The organism is Nostoc sp. ChiQUE01b (assembly GCF_034531255.1).
Taxonomy (GTDB): domain Bacteria; phylum Cyanobacteriota; class Cyanobacteriia; order Cyanobacteriales; family Nostocaceae; genus Nostoc.
In genome coordinates this window covers 167308-185467 of the sequence record NZ_JAVRBM010000007.1, presented here as the reverse complement: position 1 = coordinate 185467, position 18160 = coordinate 167308, and the positions used below count along the sequence as shown (strand labels likewise).

The window sequence follows — 18160 nt, the reverse complement described above, 5'->3', positions numbered from 1 at the left end:
GCAAATTCATACATAGCAAGCTTTTTGTGCTTTCCTATCCGTCGAACTCACGTTAGATTTAGGCTTTGAAACCAGTAGTTTTAAACATTATTTATGTCGACGAAATCTTTTCCCGATTCATAGCAGCATATTGCCATTCACGTGGAGAATCACTTTTTGCTTTTTACTTGTTAAGCAGAGAATGACACTTGCGTGGTACTGTAGAAACCTAAAATTTACCCAAGCCTAAACATAGGCTTGGGTAAATCTAACTATTATCGTGATTGGAAGTTAGCAAAAAATTGTGAATATGGGTAGTTAGCTAAACAGCACCACTGTTTCTATTAAATAGAATAGCTATAGTTTTGAAAATTAGCTTTAAATCGTACACCAAACTCCAATTTTTTTGATATTGCAAATCTAGGCGAATTACATCTTCAAAACTACGGACTGTAGAACGTCCATTTACTTGCCATTCGCCAGTCATACCGGGTTTTACATCTAAACGTTGCCACTCTGGTACTTCATAGCGTTCCACTTCATCGGGTGTCGGTGGTCGAGTGCCTACTAAACTCATCTCTCCTTTGAGGACGTTCCAAAATTGGGGTAATTCATCAAGACTAGTTCGCCGTAAAAAGCGCCCTACCTTAGTAATTCTGGGATCATTCTCATTTTTGAAAAAAGCACCTTGCACTTGGTTTTTAACTTGGGATTTCTTCGCTTCTGCATCTACACACATAGAGCGGAATTTCCAAATCTTAAACTGTTTCCCCATCCAGCCACAACGAATTTGACTAAAGAAAATGGGTCCGGGAGCGTTAATTTGAATAGCGCTCGCAATTGGAATAAACAAAATTCCTGTAATTAATAAACCAATCACTGACCCGACAATATCTAAGAACCGTTTCATCCAAGATGCCATAGAAGGGTGAGTAGTGGGTAACTGCTCTACTTGACGGGAAGTTGTCTTCCGACTATCTATTACGTCATCTTGTTCTATTAACGACCGATCCCCTAGAAGCTCTAGAGGAAAAACCTGATCCAACCCTGTGAGTTTTAGAACTGCCATGACTTGAGGTGTTACATTCCGCAGTGTTAATGTAATCCCCTGAGTTTGAGCGTATTTAAAATTACTTACCAGGGCACCTAAACCACTACTATCGATAAAAGTAGTTTGGTGAAAGTCAATGATAATTTGCTTGGGATGTGAATTGGGCTGGATTAAGCCTTGACAGGTTTGCTTAAAGCCTAAAGCCTCGAGCACGCTCAACCGCGTCGGCACCTGCACTATAGCCATGTCGTTTAGGGAATTAACTGAAAAATCGAGCTCTGTCGGTTGGCTAGTCATGAAGCTCTGCACTTTCGTTGCCATGTATAATCTAATATGCCAAACATTACTTTGTCCTACAAAATTACTGAATCTAATATCGGAATTAGTGGTAATTAGGACTAACTACTATTTACCGGGGCTGAGATTGGAGATCGCTAGCGACGATTCACAATAGAACAAGAAGCCAAAAAACATCCTTGCTGTTGTGCCGACGCAGCGCGATCGCGTTGCTCTGATCAAATGATTGCTAAAAATACGGTTACACCTACCGCACGCCTGATTGAGGTCTTTTCTGCCATTCAAGGGGAAGGACTGAATGTAGGGACACGTCAGATATTTATTCGTTTTGCTTTGTGTGATTTGCGCTGTCACTTTTGTGATAGTGCCCACACTTGGAGTGCGCCTACTACTTGTCGGATAGAGCGATCGCCTGGATTGCGCGATTTTGAAATCCACTCTAACCCCGTTCCATTACCCATATTAGTCGAATGGGTGGAACAGCAAAATCTACCTTATCTACACGATAGCATTAGCTTAACTGGCGGCGAACCACTTCTTCATGCCTCATTTCTAACGCAGTTTCTACCCCAAGTGCGAACCATAACTGGTCTACCTATATACTTAGAAACCGGCGGACATCGCCCAGAACAACTAGCAATGATTATCCCATACTTAGACTCTGTAGGTATGGATTTCAAATTGCCCAGTGTTAGCGGCGAAAGTCATTGGCAAGAACATAGTAAATTTCTCCAGTTATGTTATGACTCATATTTAAATGTTTTTGTCAAGATAATTGTGTCTCAAAACACAGATCCCGCCGAGTTGGAACGTTCAGCTTCGTTGGTGGCAGAGGTTAGTCCAGATATCTCAGTATTTTTACAACCTGTTACGCCTTTGGCAGTACCAGAACAATTTTCTCCAGTACCTGTACTTGCGCCTACCAGCGATCAAGTTTTGACGTGGCAAGCTTTGATGAAGGGGTTTGTCAAGCACGTGCGCGTGATCCCCCAAACGCATAAAATGCTGAACCAGTTGTAAAATTTGAGTTTGATAAAGATGTAGTCAAGAAAAAAGTAAGATTTTATGAAATCGTAATTGGGGTGCTGCTGCTAATCAGGGAGGCAGCAGCACCCTGAGTAGGCATCCAGTCAAAGGCAGGGTGAGGAGTGAGGAACGAGGAGTTTGAAGTTTCGAGTTCACTCATAATTCCTAACTCCTAACTCCTAACTAATTACAACCCGCCCTCATCTGGAGTTTTTGATTTAGCTTTTGCCTTATTGGCACTGCGTTTGAGGGCAGAGAGTCTTGCTTCGTATCTCGACCGTTGGCGCTTACTAGGAGTATTATCAATCAGGGTTTTCAAGGCGCTACCGAGACTCTTGTAGGCATTGGGGAGACTATAACCAAAACGAGTTGCTAAAGCGATCGCTTTCTCATCAGCATTGAGCAATTCTCTTAGTTGCTTTTCCCCATTATTCTTTTGGTACAGTCGCCAGCCTGACACGCCACAAAGCGACAAAGCTAACACCAGCAGCAATCCATCTTGTACCCACAATTCCCCGACAGCACCACCTAAACCGATGGCTAATGCTGCCATTTCCCAACCATCTTTAGGAATTGTGTCATTTTGAACGCGAGCAACCTCATGCCAGAACAGCAAATTACGCTGATCCATTGCGAGGGCATCCCATTTCACCAAATCAATTTGAATTTCTACCTGGTCTTTACCAATTTCTTCGCAGCGAACCAGGGGTGGATTGACCTCAGTTGTGCCTTCAACCGTGACCCAGCTTTGCAGTTCTGGTGGTAGTAAGGCTTTTAACCGCCGGAGTTCGCTCATTTCCGCTTTGGCAGAGGAGGTTGCATAGGATGTCATAATATCCAGCCCCAGAAAATTTCAGTATATAGTGAGGGTATCACTTTGGAGTATAGCTATTTAAGTGATGATCCGTCTGACTCACTAGGAAAACTTCCTCGCTTTTTTCGCGCTTCCATTGCTTTTTCTAGTAAATCTAACAATCCTGGGGCTTCTTCTTGGATACTGAGTAATAGTCTTTCCCCAAGTTCTATATTCCCCGGATCGAGGCCTGTTGCCATCACTTCTTTCAGGCGAGGTATTGCTATGCCATCCACAATCTGAATTAATCCACTCAGACACCGATGAAATTGTCTTTCTGTGAGAATCGAGTCTTCTAAAGGAAACTCAATAATGGCACGGATTTCGCCATCGGATGGGTCATATTCCCATTGCAACATTTTGGTTTCCCAGGAAATGGCAAGCATTGTCTGGAGGATAGCTGCCTTGTAAGGATGGTCTTGGATTTCTCCCAGAACTTGAGGGGCAAATACCCGAAAAAATTTTCCTTCTTCATCCAGTTGGACAACTATTAGGAAATCTTCTAAGTTATCAGCCTCCACACCTGTTATAATTCTGTCTTCTTCATCATCAAAACGGTAGTCCCAACCAAGGTTGTCTAAATAGTTGGCAATTTGTTTGAGGTTAGCTCCCATAAAAGCCTCAAGAACGTGGAGCAGTTGTTACCAGACCTAGTTTAACCTGCTAGGGGTAGTTATTTGGGTTGGTGTGGATACTTCCAATCGCATATAAGTATGCAATTAAGGTATTGGGCATGGGGTATTGAAGATAAGAAAAATAGATGATAATTCGGCGCTATGAATGATATTTTTTAAATGACTCCTGCTCATTCTTAAAAGAAGCAATAATTACTAGTTTTAAAATTTTAGCCAGTGAAGGATATAGCACTAACTCGCTGAAATTTTAATATTTTTTATAGTTTTAATAAATGTCTTGTTATATCAAGCATGGTGGCAGGATTTACAATCGAATTTGAAAGCTGAAGCTAAGTTTAAATAATTTCTACATAGCATGTGAAGCTTTTAAGCTATACGTCAAAACTTCAAATACTGATTTTAAAAGCGAATAAATATAGCACAGAGACTGATACACTTCTATATTACAAGCAACAAATTGTTGTAGCAAGCTATACATTTGTCATTGTCGAGTATCAATGAAATTTATACTTAAATCAGCATTAATTATGCGATCGCACCTCTAGTTTTTATTACAAATTCTCTAAAGACTTTGCGCTATTTGCGCCTTTCTGCGTTTATATATTTATAGAAAATTGAAACTTATAAAATATCAAAAAAATGGAATTGCGACACCTGCGCTACTTTATTGCTGTAGCTGAAGAACTGCACTTCAGTAGAGCCGCCGAGCGACTGCACATCGCTCAACCGCCCTTAAGCCAGCAAATTCAGCAATTAGAGGCGCAATTGGGGGTAGAACTATTTCACCGTAAAACTAAACGACAGGTACAACTAACAGAAGCAGGACAAGTTTTTTTGCAAGAAGCTTATCAACTTTTAGCTCAACTCCAAAAAGCAATTGAGCTAACCCAAAAAACGGGAAGAGGTGAAAAGGGACAATTACGAATTGGGTTTACCAGTTTGGTAACTTATGATTTGCTTCCTGTGATTTTGCGGCGGTTTAGAGAACAGTTTCCAGAAGTAGAGTTGGTATTGCAAGAATTAACCACAACTCAGCAAGAACAAGCACTACAGAATCGGCACATCCATGTAGGTTTTGCCCATCCACCCTTAGAAGACAACACACTCAATCAAGAATGCATTCAGCAAGAAGCTTTAATTGTGGCTATGTTAAAAACTCATCCCTTAGCTGAACAAGAAAAGATTTCAGTGCGATCGCTAGTAAACGAAAACTTTATCATGTTTCCTCGCCATTTGGGGCCGGGACTGTACGACCAAATCGTAAGTCTTTGTCAGCAAGGAAACTTCAGTCCAAAAGTGACTCAAGAAGCGATTCAGATGCAGACGATTATCGGATTAGTGTCAGCGGGAATGGGGATTGCGATCGCACCATCTTCATTGCAAAATCTTCAAAGAACTGGTGTAATTTATCGTACTCTAGAGGGGGAAACACCATTAGTAGAAACGGCCATAGTGTGGCAGGAAGAAGATATGACACCTGTGCTAAGGGAATTTCTACAAGTTGTCAGAAGTATCTACGTTTACAAGAGCGATCGCTTTTCATCAGAATTAGGGAGGGTTAACTAGCACCATAGTGATTTTATCTAAGTTATTGGGGGATGGGGCGATCGCAGCCACTTTATCCCAAGGAAATACCGCTAAATTGTTGGAATAAACTGGTAGCGTAAGAATCAGTCATGCCAGAGATATAGTCTGTAACTCTAAGAATTTTGTTATAGGTATCTTCGTCCGAATTCAGATTATTACATTCCTTAGGAAGCATATAATAGACCAAATTGCTTTTCTTACTGTTGTGCAGAACGGCATTAACAAATTCAGTAAATAGTTTTCCTAAAACTTCATACCCAGCAATCTGGATACTAACAACATCACGATGTTGGAAAACAGTTTCACGGGTTTGCTTTTCAATTTCTTCTAGATGGTTTGCATAAGTGCTTAGAGATAACAAGTCTTTATCAAACTCTCCAGAAAGTATTTCTTGTTCGTGTGCAAAGAAAATTTCAGTTGCCTGTTTTATAAGATTGTGGATAGCTTTGGCACGAAGTCGCTTAACTTTTTCTTCCTCGCTTTCATCATGCTTGTTAATATCAATATTTGCAATTTTATTAAGCAAGTACTCGGTTTTTTCAAAGGAAATGTACTTCATACGATGACCGTCTTCTACATAAACTATTGAGTAACAAATATCATCTGCTGCTTCAACAAGAAAAGCAAGCGGGTGTCGAGACCACCATGCTGCATTGTCATGACGGCGAATTAGCCCAACTGTCTCTGCTACCTCAGCAAATAAATTTTTTTCTGCCTGAAAGAAACCATGTTTTTTAACACTTTTACCTGAGTAACCGTTTAAGGTAGATTCTGATAGTAATGATTCTCTAGGGTACTTTGTGAAAGCAGCTAAAGTTGGGCAGGTGAGTTGCATTCCCCCTTTTTGAGGAGGCATTTCAAGCTTAGTTAGAATACGAAAGCCTTGTGCATTACCTTCAAATGAATCAAAGTCAGCTTTTTGAGACTTGCTGAAAAGTTCTTCGCCTACATGATTAACAGTGTTGTACCATGATTCAAATCCTGTACGAATAGCATCCTCTCCAGAATGGCCAAAAGGAGGATTCCCAATATCATGAGCCAGACAAGCAGCAGATACGATATCACCAAAGTCTGAAGCACGTAACCCATCCTGATTAAAGTCGTATTTTTTTACAATTGCCTCACCCACTATTCTGCCAAGGGAGCGACCGACGCAAGACACTTCAAGGCTATGAATGAGACGAGTACGAATGTAATCATTTGTGGACAAAGAAAAAACCTGAGTTTTATCTTTGAGACGACGAAAAGGTGAGGAAAACACTAGGCGATCATAGTCTCTTTGAAAGGGAGTACGATCAAACTGGAGATTTTCCGCGTCAGTCTTGCCAAGTCTTTTTGGTGTCAGGAGTTTCTTCCAATCCATCATTACTGTGTTATTTGAAAGTAGTTAGACAATGCCCCTAGCTCGAAGGAATGGGCAATGCCACATTGTAACTCTACTTGTCAATAAGTAAAAATTTATTCTATGCCATCAAACCACTTTAAGTAATAACCACAGTTTAAATTACTCAACTTCAACTGTGAATGCCAAGTCAATCGTGTTTTGAAGCAACTAGGAGAAATAGAGGAAGAATAATGAACGATCGCTATAGTATGGTAATTCAATGGTCAGATGAGGATAATTGCTACTTAGTACACTTACCCGAATTCCCTTGGCAGCAATTCCACACTCATGGTAAGAGTTATGAAGAAGCCGCTAAACATGGGCAAGAGGTAATTGAATCTCTGATTGAATGGTATGAAGAGCAAGGAAAACCTTTGCCAGAGCCAATTACTTTTCCTCAGAAACCGTTAAAAGTGGCTTAAATATTTTTAAGATGCTTTGCACAAGTAGGGCGATCGCACCTTACCCCAATCCCTCAACATCAGCACTTTCCCCTTCCGACTCGACAGGCTCAAACTTCACCTTATTATATAAATCTTGTAGAGAAATCTCAAATGGTACGGTTACAAGTGTGATCGCTTCATCTTCTTCATCATATTCACGAAGCGTCCATTGCTTTTTCCCAGTTTTGGAAAATTGATCTACATGAATCTGAGTTTGATCAATTAATAGATATTCTTGAAAGGTAGAAATAGTTCGGTAAGCCTGAAATTTATCTTCGCGATCATACCCTTTGGTAGATTTTGATAAAACCTCAACAATAATCTGTGGATTGAGAATTATATCCTTTCGGTTGTTAAAAAACTCTGGTTCACCCGCCAGAATCATCACATCTGGATAGGTATAGGTACGCTTTTGGGTTATCCACAGACGAACATCACCCATGAAAACTTCGTAATCTTGCTGTCGAAACGCAAAATTTAAGGCAGCACTTAGATTCAGGGAGATTCTATTGTGATTTGCTGTTCCACCCGCCATAGGAATGATCTGTCCGTTAATGTATTCACTTCTATAGTCAGCAGCTTCTTCTAACTCTAAATATTCCTCTGGGGTATAGTATCGCTGTTGTGTTATTTGCATAATATCGGTTAGCAATATTTAAAGATACGGAGCATCTAGTGACTAAAGAGATTTCACTCCTATTTACCAAACAGTTTAACGTATTTAGATAGAGTTTTATGTACTTTGTAAAAAGTGTGCGATCGCTATCTAAAACAAAGTCTGCTAGCTTCTTTTCCTATTGATAACCAGCTGCTTGTAACAGAAACAACTTGGCATAACGTCCTCCTAGCTGTAATAATTCTTCGTGAGTTCCCTGTTCTATAACTTCCCCGTTTTCTATAACTAGAATTTTGTCAGCCATTCGTACCGTCGAGAAGCGATGGGAAATCAAAAGTACCATCTGATTTTGAGTAATAGCGCGAAAATGATTGAAAATCTCAAACTCAGCTTGGGCATCTATCGCTGATGTTGGTTCATCTAACACCAAGATATCTGCTTGCGATCGCATAAAAGCACGAGACAAAGCAATTTTCTGCCACTGTCCCCCAGAAAGTTCCTGTCCTCCCTTAAACCAACGGCCGAGTTGAGTCTGGAAGCTTTGGGGTAATTGGTCGATAAAAGATTGCGCCATGCCTTTTTGAGCAGCAGTTTCCCAACGAGTTGTATTTTCGAGATCTTCTACATCGCCCACGCCAATATTCTCACCCACAGTAAATTGATAGCGGACAAAGTTCTGAAAAATCACACCAATGCGACGCCGCAACACATCCACATCCCATTCTTGCAAGTCCAAGCCATCTAAGAAAATTCGCCCGGAGTCGGGGGTGTAGAGTCGGGTAAGTAATTTGATTAAGGTAGTCTTACCGGAACCGTTTTCACCCACAATTGCCAGTTTCTCTCTGGGTTTCAGATGTAGCGAAATGTTTCTCAATGCTGGCTTGGAACTTCCCGGATAAGTAAATGATACGTTCTCAAAACGGATACCATCTTGGGAATTTAACCCAATGGTTGCCTTACCCCAAGATTTTGGTACTTCTTCTTCGAGAAAATCGTAGAGATTTGATAAATATAGGTTGTCTTCATACATCCCTCCAATAGAAGTGAGGGCATTGGAGAAAGTAGATTGTCCTTGGCGAAACACAGTGAGATACATTGTCATATCTCCCAAGGAAATCTTACCTAACACTGTTTCCAACACAATCCAAGCATAAGCTAGGTAAAAAGCCCCAGTACTGACTAAACTCAGGAGATATCCCCAAAGTCCTCGCCGCAGAGTTAAATCGCGGTCTTCGCCATATAATTGATCGAACAGGCTGCGATAACGTCCTAGCAGCATTTCTCCCAACTGATAAAGTTTGACTTCTGTGACAAAATCTTCTCTTGCTAATAGATTTTCTAAGTAGTGCTGTTGTCGAGTTTCTGCTGCACGCCAACTAAACAAGCGAAAGGCTTCTCCAGCAAATTTCGTTTCGGCAATAAATACAGGCATAGCTGCCAAAATCAGTACCACCACTGCCCAAACTGAGAAATTTACTAGCAAAATCCCATAGGTGATTAGGGAAAGGGCATTTTGCACCAATCCAAAGGTGCGGCTTACTAGGGAAAGAGGACGAACTGATGCTTCTCGTCGGGCATTGGTCAATTTGTCATAAAATTCTGAGTCTTCAAACTGCCTAAGATCCAATGTCAGCGCCTTTTCTAAGATGAGTACATTCACCCGTTGACCCATTAGCGCCCGCAATAAAGATTGACAAATGATGATGCCCCGTTGACTACCTGCTAGTAGAATTACAGCGATCGCTTCTAATCCTACATAAAATAGAGACTGATAAATATTGACAAAACCATTGCTTTGTGAATTAATTTGAGATGCAAATACCACTGCATCAACAATTAACTTACTAATGTAGGATATCGCCGCCGGTAAAAGACCAGCCACTAAAGTTAAACTTGCCAGAAGAATAGTAAGCGATCGGCTAGTAGTCCATACTAAGCTTACAGCCCGTCCACTGTAACGAAAAACCGTCAGTGATTGGCGTAGGATATTTCTTTTTTTTTAATCTTCATCTTTCTTTGCGCGAGATACCCCAGCTTGGGCGGATCTTCCTGACTTTATTTAATCTTTATTAATTTTACCAAAAAATAACTTAGAACTCAGGAGCTAAAATGACGTGTGTGCGACTAAGTGTTGACTCTCATACTGAGGTTAACGGATATTCTGAATTCTGTTTACATTTTTATCCCCACAATCTCCGACCTGCTTTTCCACTTAATTTTTGGTGAGTATCTTTTAACAAAGCTGGAATATCTAACTTTTCTGGACAGCGAGGCAAACAGTCACCGCATTCTGTACAACGGTTGCCTTTCATTCCAGGGAACCAGTGACCGGCATTTTCAAACATTCCGTAACGATATTGCCCATAGTCTTTCATGTCGTATGCCACGGCAAGATTACGTAACCGCAATACCTCTGGAATATTGATATTTTCTGGACAGGGCAAACAAGCATAACACTGGCTACAATTATCAGTTTCCAAAGCAAGTTTTTGGTGATTTTCTAAACGCCAGAAAGCGGAAATTTCTGCTAACTTTAACTCTCCATCATGGTCAGCAATTTGCAAAGGTTCCCTTAATTCATCTGGGTTTGCTGGCCCTATACTCAAAGTAGTAATACGACTATCAACCAGTAAAAATCGATAGTTTAATTCTAGGGGTGAATACGGATAACACAGGTCTTTTAGAGTTTGGGGTGGCGTGTAGAGGCGTCCTCCCTTATCAGCAGGGGAGATAATAAAAATGCCCATATCCTTTTCGGCAGCTAGTTGAATTGCTGGTGCGTGCCGTTGAAAAAAATAGTAATAATGCAGATTGACAAATTCAAATAAATCTGTATTGATTGCTGCCTGAATTACCTCTAATGGCCCGTGGGTGGAAAAACCAACGTGTCGCACTCGGCCATCAGCAACAGCTTCCTCCACGGCTTGCATACAGCCATTTTTGGCTTGCACCCACTCCAAATGTTGCCAAGTGTTCAAACCATGAACCCCTAAGCAATCTAAATAATCTAGTTGTAATCGTTCTAGGGATTCGTCGATGCACCGACGCATGGTGTCAGCATCTGCTGTGGCTGAGATTTTGGTAGTGACATAAAGCTTCGTTCGGGGTACTGATAACCCAGCTTTTAGCGCCCTACCAAGATACTCCTCGCTTTTGCCGTAACCTCTGGCGGTTTCTAGATGATTAATTCCTAACGCTAAGGCTTGTTCGATGGTCTGATGAGCATTTTCAAAAGAAGCCAAGTAGCGCATTGTTCCCAAGGAAAAAACCGAGAGGTGCAGATTTGTTTTTCCAAAGCGTCGATATTGCATAAATTGAGTCCTGAGTAGTGAGTGCTGAGTGCTGAGTAGAAAGACGATTAATATTGTCTGTACAAGAGTGAAAAAGAAAGAATAAAGAATTTACTTTTAAGATTCTCTATTCTTTCTCAGAACTCAGCACTCAGCACTCAGCACTCAGCACTTTCCTAGCTGTCGCCATTACCAAAGCGCTTGATCAAATCTTCAGGACGGAGATTGGAAATAAATTCGCGGAAGGCTTGCTGTTCGGCTTCATCTGCATCGCGATCAACAGGGATAGAAGCATCGGCAATGACTTCTTCCATTACCCAAATGGGAGTATTTGTACGGAGGGCAATAGCGATCGCATCACTAGGACGCGCGTCAATTTCTTTTTTGACCTCACCTTGCTGGACAATTAAAGCTGCATAAAATGTATCTTTTTGCAGAGAATGAATAATTACCTTTTCTAGAGTCATGTTCCAAGTTTCTAAAAGATTCACAATTAGGTCATGAGTTAAGGGTCTGGGAGGCTTCTGATTCTCCAGTGCACCCATAATTGCCCTAGCCTGTTCCTGACCAATGTAAATTGGCAAAGCCCGCCGATCTGAAGAATCTTTCAAAAGGACGATCGGGCTGCGGGTTATGGCATCTAATGCTATGCCAGCGACTTTCATTTCAATCATTGGCTAAGCCTCTACAATTTTTTGAGAGCCTTGGATGCTATGTAACAAATAGCACCTTTTTTTTGGCAGTTTGGCGACAGTAATAAACATAAGCATTCGTTCTCTATAATTGCTTCTATTAAACTCCGAACTTGTGGTGAAAACCAGAGTAAGTCAAATTGGTCTTCTTAGACAATAACCTTCTTACCCAAGTATGCCCTGTGAAGGATGCTAATGTGTTAATATTCCGATGCGAAAAAAAGTCAGAAAATATACTTGGATTTTCGAGATTTATGTGACAATTACCAATTGATTTCAGCCAAAATTAGGCAATAAATAGAATTAGTTTGACAAAAAAGCCGTGTTTACAGGATTAATCCAGGCATTAGGAACGATGGAACCCTTGGGGGGCGATTCTTGGCAAATTACTTGTGTAAGCCAGTCGGGTGAAGTAATTATGCAAGATTTGGCTTATGGTGACAGTGTTGCTGTAGATGGTGTTTGCCTGACAGTGGAACAAGTCTTAAAAGACGGGTTTATTGTCACTGCTTCACCGGAAACTCTACGCCGCACAACGTTGGGAGGTGAGCAAACTCAACAGAGATATGTCAATTTAGAAGCGTCGCTCAAGGTAGGCAGCAAAGTTGGCGGTCATTTTGTGATGGGTCATGTAGACGGCATCGGTCGATTGCTAGTGGCCCAACAAACAGCTAGTTCTTGGGAAATGACCTTTATTGCATCCGAAGCGATCGCACGGTACATTGTCCCCAAAGGTAGCATTGCCGTCAATGGTATCAGCCTCACAGTCGCCGCTTATGAGCCAGAACTCTCTCAATTCAAGGTGGCGGTAATTCCCGTCACCTACAGCGAGACAAATCTTCGCTATTTAGTTTCTGGCAGTTTGGTAAATCTAGAAGGGGATATTCTCGGCAAATACGTCGAAAAATTCCTTTACTCTGGCAATCCACACTCTGATGACAATAGTATAGATGGCATTACACCCGCATTCCTAGCAGAACACGGGTATTTGTAATTGGGGAATGGGGAGTAGGGAATAGGGAGTGGGGAGTAGGGTATTGAGAATGGGGCATGGGGCATTGGTTTCTTCCTTATCCCCCTTATCCCCCTCATCTCCCAGTCCCCATTACCCCTTATCCCCAGAGGGGGCCCCACCATCCCCAGTCCCCAGTCTCAGCTGCCTGGTTGCTGGCTCACCTGAGCGGTTTGCAAGCCTCGCACTAACTGGCTGAGGGCACTTTGTAATTCCACGCCTGGGTCAGTAGCAACCCACCCATCTTGTGTTAGGTGGCGGACTTCAAAGTGCAGGTGAGGGCCTGTGGAAGCCCCGGTGCTGCCAACTCGCCCGATGACAGTTCCAGGTTGTACCCACTGACCAGGTTGGACAAGGATTTCTGACATGTGACCGTAAAGAGTTTGTTCAGCAGATTTGTGATTTAGGATAACAGTTAAACCATAACCACCCATCCAGTTAGCAGTTTCCACTTGACCAGCAGCAGCGGCCAAAACTGGTGTTCCTGTAGGCGCACCCAAGTCTGTACCAGCATGGAAGCGTTGAGTACCTGTGATTGGATGAATTCGCCAACCAAACAAAGAAGTAATGGGAGCGGGAATAGATAGTGGATACATCATTCCCGTACCACTATAGGCGACTCTCCCCATGTAGGGAATTTGCGGCAATACTGATGCCAGTGAAAAGTCGTAAGCTACGTTGCTGGGGCGGGGTGCAATGTTGCCATCTGCCATTGGTGGCGGTAAAGTCCCACCACTCGGAGCAATGGGAGTTGCACTTACTCTTGTGGGGCTGAATTCAGCAGGAGTCGGGATAAACCGATTCGGGCGAAATGCGCTCTTGGTGACACCGCTAGAACCACTTTGAGCAGCACGCCATCTACTGGTGTTGCCAGTAGTTGCAATCTGCCGCACGGGTGGAACTACTGGTAATTGGGCGTTTTGACTTCTTCTAAGCCAATTAGGTGCTGGTTTACCATTAGAATTAGCTACATTTTTTTGAGGTACTTTGGCGCAAACGCCGCCTAATAAACTTTGCCCTGATGGCAAAATGGCTCCACAACCACTGGAGCGTTCTGTAACAATTACAGAGTTTGGTGCTTGATAAGTACTTGTTGCACCACTGTCATAACTATTAGGATCGATATAGGCGTTATTATAATCCTTGGTTTTCTCCGCTGTTGCACTGACAGGGCTGTTGGAGTTATTTGCTGGTTGAGCAACTACTGGAAGTTTTTCAGGTGCATAGCGAGCAGGGGTATTGGGTTTTTCCTGTCTCACCCTTACAGGAGTAACCTGGGAGGCTTCTACTTTAGGCTTTGACTGTCTGGTAATCACAACAGGTTGCGCAGCTTCGATTTTGGGTGTAGACTGCCTAACTGGCTCTTTTGATTGAGCAACCTCTGGCTTGCCTAGTCTCTGTCTGAGTCTAGCTCGCCGTTGGGAAAATTCCGGTTGTGCTTGAGGGACTTCCGGCGCAACAGCCTGTTTTTTAAAAGTCGAGGCTTTAACTGGATTTGTAACTGGTGTTGGTTGAGAACTTTCAACAGTGGGAACGATGTTGTCTATTTGTGCTTCCGTTTGGGCAAACACGAAGCCACCGCTAAGGAGGCTAACGCTACTCAGCCAACAGAGGCTCTGGGCTGGTAGCGTTGAAGCAAAACGTTTTTTTGTTAGACCTTGCTGCCATAAGTAATGCAAACGATGATGGGCAGGATTATTGCGCTGCGTCATTTGTTCTCTCAGTTGTGTGTAATTAGCCTAAAGAGATGATGCTAGTGGTTTGTCTTGCCCAAAGAGCGAAATTTTGAACAAACCTCAAATTTAAACGGAAGATTTATGGTATCCCAAACTGATTGTACCGGGTTCAATATAAATTTCCGGTGTAATTAGTTCCTTTGTATGATGTGTTTCTAAATCAACTCGTAAATTTCCTTGAGGAGTTACCCCAACTACAGTACCTAAAAGATTATTGACGTACACCCGATCGCCCATGTTTGTAAGCAAGTCTAGATAGCCAGACAAGAGTATATTTACTCCTTCTTGAAAAAGGCACTCCATACCGGATTCTATTCCCAGTAAGACTTTAGAGGTTAGCATTTCCAGACACGAAATTGGTCTGAAATCTTGGGAAGCTTGCCACGATTCCAGATTGATTCCAGTTTCTGGGACTGGGTTTGTCCAGTTAATACCAACACCAATTACTGCTTGGGTGATTTGTCCTTGGTTTACTTTGGTTTCTGTCAAAATGCCGCCTAGTTTGCGACCATTTAAAACTAAATCATTGGGCCATTTTATCCCAACATCTACACCGCACTGACGCAATTTAGATGCAATTCCCCAAGCAGTAGCGAAAGTTAGCTGGTAGCTGTCAGTAGCCTCTATTTTGTGGTCAAAAGAAATCGCCACGGAAACATATAATCCGCCAACGGGAGAAATCCACTCACGGCCCCATTGTCCCCGCCCAGCAGATTGCACAGTTGCGATTACCACTGTTCCTGAAATAGCCCCTTGATTGAGTAGGTTCCAGAGGGTTTGGTTGGTTGAGGAGACGCTTTCAAAAAAGTGAAGGGAAAATGGTAAATATGTATACTTACGCCCTGCTTGCAAGGCTGCTTCCAAGTTTTGCAGATTAAATCCCACGCAGTTAACCCAAATTCCGTTGTTCAAGTTAGCATTGATTGGCTGATGAGTGATTTCTGTTTAGGTTTGGTTGAAGATGCACACTTGGCACTGGCGCAATTGGGAAGGACTGCCCTATCTAACTTGTAGTATTCTGGAACGTTGGCATCACGGCTTCTTTACCCAGCAGTTTTGGCCGCGATCGCCACAAGTTATCACAGAAGTATTGCAACCAGAGGCTTCAGTCTATCGCTTAAAGCAGGTTCATGGCAATACTGTTCTCACCCCCCAAGAAGTTGAAAGCTTTTTAAGCTCTGCTGAGGAGGATTTCGCATCGGCAGATGGTTTAATGAGCGAACAGCCTCTACAAGCTGTTTGGGTAGCTAGCGCAGATTGCACACCCGTGCTAATTGGGGATGTGCAAACTGGACGGGTGGCAGCACTACACGCAGGCTGGCGGGGGACTGCTAAGAAGATTGTGCCCTTAGCGATCGCTCGATTACAATCTCAAGGCAGTAAACTCGATGATTTACGCATTGCGATGGGCCCGGCGATCGCTGGTGAGGTTTACCAAGTCTCTACCGAAGTGGCTGCCGAAATCGGGGCTAGTATTGTATCACATAATGACGAAGAAAAAATTGTAACGGCATTACATGAATTACCAAATTCACCCTTACTGAAAGACCCCAATCCTGGTAAGGTACGGTTGGATGTGCGACGGGTGAATATTTTACAACTGGAAAATATGGGGATTAGTGCAGAACAAATTGCGATCGCACCTTATTGTACTTTCCAAACTCCAGAGCATTTCTTTTCTTATCGCCGAGAGAAAGAGAAAAAAGTACAGTGGTCAGGGATTGTCAGCAGCAAAACGAATCACTAGTTTATATTCTCATCACAGGATAGTTAGGATGTTCAGGATTCGGAATAAGTCGTTGATTTCTACAGTCCACCACTAAATCCAGCGTTTCTAAAACCGTGTGTCCAATCAGGACTATATTACCTGTAACTAATGTGGCTTCGGTAGTTTCTCGTCCTGCCAATTCAATAATTATGGGTTCAGTTACTCCTATAGATTCTTCACTACCGTTGGCGTATTGAGCAATCTGCTGTCCTCGAATTCTCAAACCAAGTTGCTGGACAATAGACATGGGTAGTACAGTACGTACTGCCCCAGTGTCTACTAATGCTTCTGTTTCATACACCCGCAGCATATTTGGATTGAGCATTCCTCGACTGACAAGCGCTTCATCAATGGCATTTGTAAGCTTGATTTTGACTCGAACAATACCCATAGGTTAATTGGCGGCAGAATTGGTACGATTCAGATTTACCATAATCTGTATAATTTGTTCCAGAGTTTGAAGCTTGAAGAATGGAAAATATTTTTCCTAAGTTTGGACTGAATTTGTATAAGTAAGTTAATTGCTATTCACCATTTCAAGAGTTAATATTCCTTTTGGTTTGTTAAGGTTGATGCTGGTAAAATACGGGTGCGTCTTGGCTGGGATATCTGTGTCATATCATTCCCTGTTTATATCTAGACAAAAACTTAACTTAAGGCTTCACTCAACAACTCGCAGTGCAGTAAAGCACCATCCACCAAAGATTGGATTTTCTCCGATGATAAAGGATCGCCATTGGCGTAATGCTCCATCCAAGTTAGACCAATCAAATTGGAGTCATCGGGTAAACTCGCTAAATCCCATCCAGGCATTTCCAAGTCTTCCATGAGATGATTTACTTTGGGGTCATAACTGAGAGCAAAACAGCGACAACCAACAGATGCAGCCATAATTAAGCTGTGGAGGCGCATCCCAATTGCCATTTCAACGCCGCGAAACACACCTTTTAAAAGTTGCGGATCTTCCAGACATAAAATTTTGCTAACGTCTTTAAGGTGTGGTTGAATGGCTTCGGCAATACTTAAATCTTCACTTTTTTGAAACGGCAGTAATAAAATAAAAGCCTGCGTAGCTTTTTGAAAGTCAACTAAAGCACGCGTTAAATTTGCTAGACGTGTTTCTGTAAGTTGGGGATGCGATCGCAACGTTACCGCAACTCTTGGCGCAGGTAAATCCCAAAGTCCTGGTACTGGTTTAGATTCCAATGCCCAAACTGGGTCAGGAGCTATAATACAAGGAATTTGCCAATCAGATAATAGAGCTGCACTGGCGCGATCGCGGACACTGATTTTGGTACAATTAGCAAAGGTTTGCCGTGCCAACCAACGAGTTTGCGGACGCACCAAAGGGCCAATACCCTGCGCCCAAGCAACAGTTTTCAAACCCATTTTCTGCGCCAATGCCATCAGTCCCCCATAATAAAATGGGCTGATAGTACTGGTGACATCTTGAATCAGACTCCCGCCGCCCCAAATTAAGGCATCACTTGAGCGTAAAGCTTGCAGTATAGCTAAGGGAGCCATGCGATCGTAGGTTTCTACATTGTAGCGATCGCGCGTTTCCTTTGGATTACCAGAAAGCACCACAGGCGTTACGTGAGATGGTAACATTTGCAAAAGCGTTGCCAACAAAGCTTCGTCACCACCATTACCTTTACCGTAATACCCAGACAATAACGCTCGCATCTTGACCATTTTGGATTTTGGATTTTAGATTTTGTATTAATAGCTATTGTTAAATGAATCTCTGTCCCTGATACAGATGGTAAACTCATTCCCAAGTTCTATTTT

At 42.5% G+C, this 18160-nt stretch carries 18 protein-coding genes; 5 read left to right on the top strand and 13 right to left on the bottom strand.

Translation table 11 applies throughout. From position 1 onward, the window contains the following. Positions 1 to 301: 301 nt before the first annotated feature. Positions 302 to 1351: a sugar transferase gene (locus tag RMY63_RS07585; RefSeq protein ID WP_322728117.1), complete on the bottom strand. Its 1050-nt coding sequence runs from the start codon at positions 1349 to 1351 to the stop codon at positions 302 to 304. 198 nt (positions 1352 to 1549) lie between these two features. Between RMY63_RS07585 and RMY63_RS07580 the strand changes: the two genes are divergently transcribed. Beyond that, a complete protein-coding gene (locus RMY63_RS07580; RefSeq protein ID WP_322728116.1) occupies positions 1550 to 2347 on the top strand; it encodes a 7-carboxy-7-deazaguanine synthase QueE in 798 nt (265 codons plus the stop codon). A gap of 43 nt (positions 2348 to 2390) precedes the next feature. On the opposite strand, the gene RMY63_RS07575 is transcribed toward RMY63_RS07580, so the two are convergent. Genes RMY63_RS07575 through RMY63_RS07565 form a run of 3 tightly spaced genes read right to left on the bottom strand, consistent with a single transcriptional unit; the run spans position 2391 to position 3820 of the window. Further along, positions 2391 to 2513 (bottom strand): hypothetical protein, encoded by a 123-nt coding sequence (locus RMY63_RS07575; RefSeq protein ID WP_322728115.1) that lies wholly within the window; start codon positions 2511 to 2513, stop codon positions 2391 to 2393. A gap of 27 nt (positions 2514 to 2540) precedes the next feature. Beyond that, entirely contained in the window at positions 2541 to 3185 is a 645-nt protein-coding gene (locus tag RMY63_RS07570; protein ID WP_322728114.1) for a DUF3318 domain-containing protein, read from the bottom strand. 56 nt (positions 3186 to 3241) lie between these two features. Further along, the gene (locus tag RMY63_RS07565; protein WP_322728113.1) at positions 3242 to 3820 is read right to left on the bottom strand and encodes a hypothetical protein; all 579 of its coding nucleotides are present in this window, start codon (positions 3818 to 3820) and stop codon (positions 3242 to 3244) included. Between the two features lie 660 nt (positions 3821 to 4480). On the opposite strand from RMY63_RS07565, the gene RMY63_RS07560 reads away from it, so the two are divergent. Further along, positions 4481 to 5407 (top strand): LysR family transcriptional regulator, encoded by a 927-nt coding sequence (locus RMY63_RS07560; protein WP_322728112.1) that lies wholly within the window; start codon positions 4481 to 4483, stop codon positions 5405 to 5407. Positions 5408 to 5459: 52 nt separating this feature from the next. Here the strand turns inward: RMY63_RS07560 and RMY63_RS07555 are convergent, their stop codons facing one another. Continuing rightward, complete coding sequence (locus RMY63_RS07555; RefSeq protein WP_322728111.1) at positions 5460 to 6794, bottom strand: deoxyguanosinetriphosphate triphosphohydrolase; 1335 nt, start codon at positions 6792 to 6794, stop codon at positions 5460 to 5462. A gap of 209 nt (positions 6795 to 7003) precedes the next feature. Between RMY63_RS07555 and RMY63_RS07550 the strand changes: the two genes are divergently transcribed. Beyond that, positions 7004 to 7234, top strand: a complete 231-nt coding sequence (locus tag RMY63_RS07550; RefSeq protein ID WP_104899038.1) for a type II toxin-antitoxin system HicB family antitoxin — start codon at positions 7004 to 7006, stop codon at positions 7232 to 7234. Positions 7235 to 7274: 40 nt separating this feature from the next. On the opposite strand, the gene RMY63_RS07545 is transcribed toward RMY63_RS07550, so the two are convergent. From RMY63_RS07545 to RMY63_RS07530, 4 genes are all read right to left on the bottom strand, one after another. Next, positions 7275 to 7892, bottom strand: a complete 618-nt coding sequence (locus RMY63_RS07545) for a Uma2 family endonuclease (protein WP_322728110.1) — start codon at positions 7890 to 7892, stop codon at positions 7275 to 7277. A gap of 157 nt (positions 7893 to 8049) precedes the next feature. Next, positions 8050 to 9858, bottom strand: a complete 1809-nt coding sequence (locus RMY63_RS07540) for an ABC transporter ATP-binding protein (RefSeq protein WP_322728123.1) — start codon at positions 9856 to 9858, stop codon at positions 8050 to 8052. 193 nt (positions 9859 to 10051) lie between these two features. Then, the gene (locus RMY63_RS07535) at positions 10052 to 11182 is read right to left on the bottom strand and encodes an aldo/keto reductase (protein ID WP_322728109.1); all 1131 of its coding nucleotides are present in this window, start codon (positions 11180 to 11182) and stop codon (positions 10052 to 10054) included. A gap of 155 nt (positions 11183 to 11337) precedes the next feature. Continuing rightward, positions 11338 to 11835, bottom strand: a complete 498-nt coding sequence (locus tag RMY63_RS07530) for a bifunctional nuclease family protein (protein WP_012406891.1) — start codon at positions 11833 to 11835, stop codon at positions 11338 to 11340. A 340-nt stretch (positions 11836 to 12175) separates the two neighbouring features. Between RMY63_RS07530 and RMY63_RS07525 the strand changes: the two genes are divergently transcribed. Next, positions 12176 to 12847 (top strand): riboflavin synthase, encoded by a 672-nt coding sequence (locus tag RMY63_RS07525; RefSeq protein ID WP_322728108.1) that lies wholly within the window; start codon positions 12176 to 12178, stop codon positions 12845 to 12847. Positions 12848 to 13005: 158 nt separating this feature from the next. On the opposite strand, the gene RMY63_RS07520 is transcribed toward RMY63_RS07525, so the two are convergent. Together RMY63_RS07520 and RMY63_RS07515 are read right to left on the bottom strand one after the other, a co-directional pair. Beyond that, the gene (locus RMY63_RS07520; RefSeq protein WP_322728107.1) at positions 13006 to 14577 is read right to left on the bottom strand and encodes a M23 family metallopeptidase; all 1572 of its coding nucleotides are present in this window, start codon (positions 14575 to 14577) and stop codon (positions 13006 to 13008) included. A gap of 90 nt (positions 14578 to 14667) precedes the next feature. After that, positions 14668 to 15486 (bottom strand): biotin--[acetyl-CoA-carboxylase] ligase, encoded by an 819-nt coding sequence (locus RMY63_RS07515; protein WP_322728122.1) that lies wholly within the window; start codon positions 15484 to 15486, stop codon positions 14668 to 14670. 76 nt (positions 15487 to 15562) lie between these two features. On the opposite strand from RMY63_RS07515, the gene pgeF reads away from it, so the two are divergent. After that, positions 15563 to 16348 carry a peptidoglycan editing factor PgeF gene (pgeF, locus tag RMY63_RS07510; protein WP_322728106.1) on the top strand — a complete coding sequence of 262 codons (786 nt, stop codon included), beginning with the start codon at positions 15563 to 15565 and terminating at the stop codon, positions 16346 to 16348. Between the two features lies 1 nt (position 16349). Here pgeF and RMY63_RS07505 read toward each other — a convergent pair whose 3' ends face one another. Both RMY63_RS07505 and csaB read right to left on the bottom strand, forming a co-directional pair. Then, a complete protein-coding gene (locus tag RMY63_RS07505) occupies positions 16350 to 16760 on the bottom strand; it encodes a retroviral-like aspartic protease family protein (RefSeq protein ID WP_322728105.1) in 411 nt (136 codons plus the stop codon). A gap of 257 nt (positions 16761 to 17017) precedes the next feature. Next, positions 17018 to 18055, bottom strand: a complete 1038-nt coding sequence (gene csaB, locus RMY63_RS07500; RefSeq protein ID WP_322728121.1) for a polysaccharide pyruvyl transferase CsaB — start codon at positions 18053 to 18055, stop codon at positions 17018 to 17020. Between the last annotated feature and the right edge of the window lie 105 nt (positions 18056 to 18160).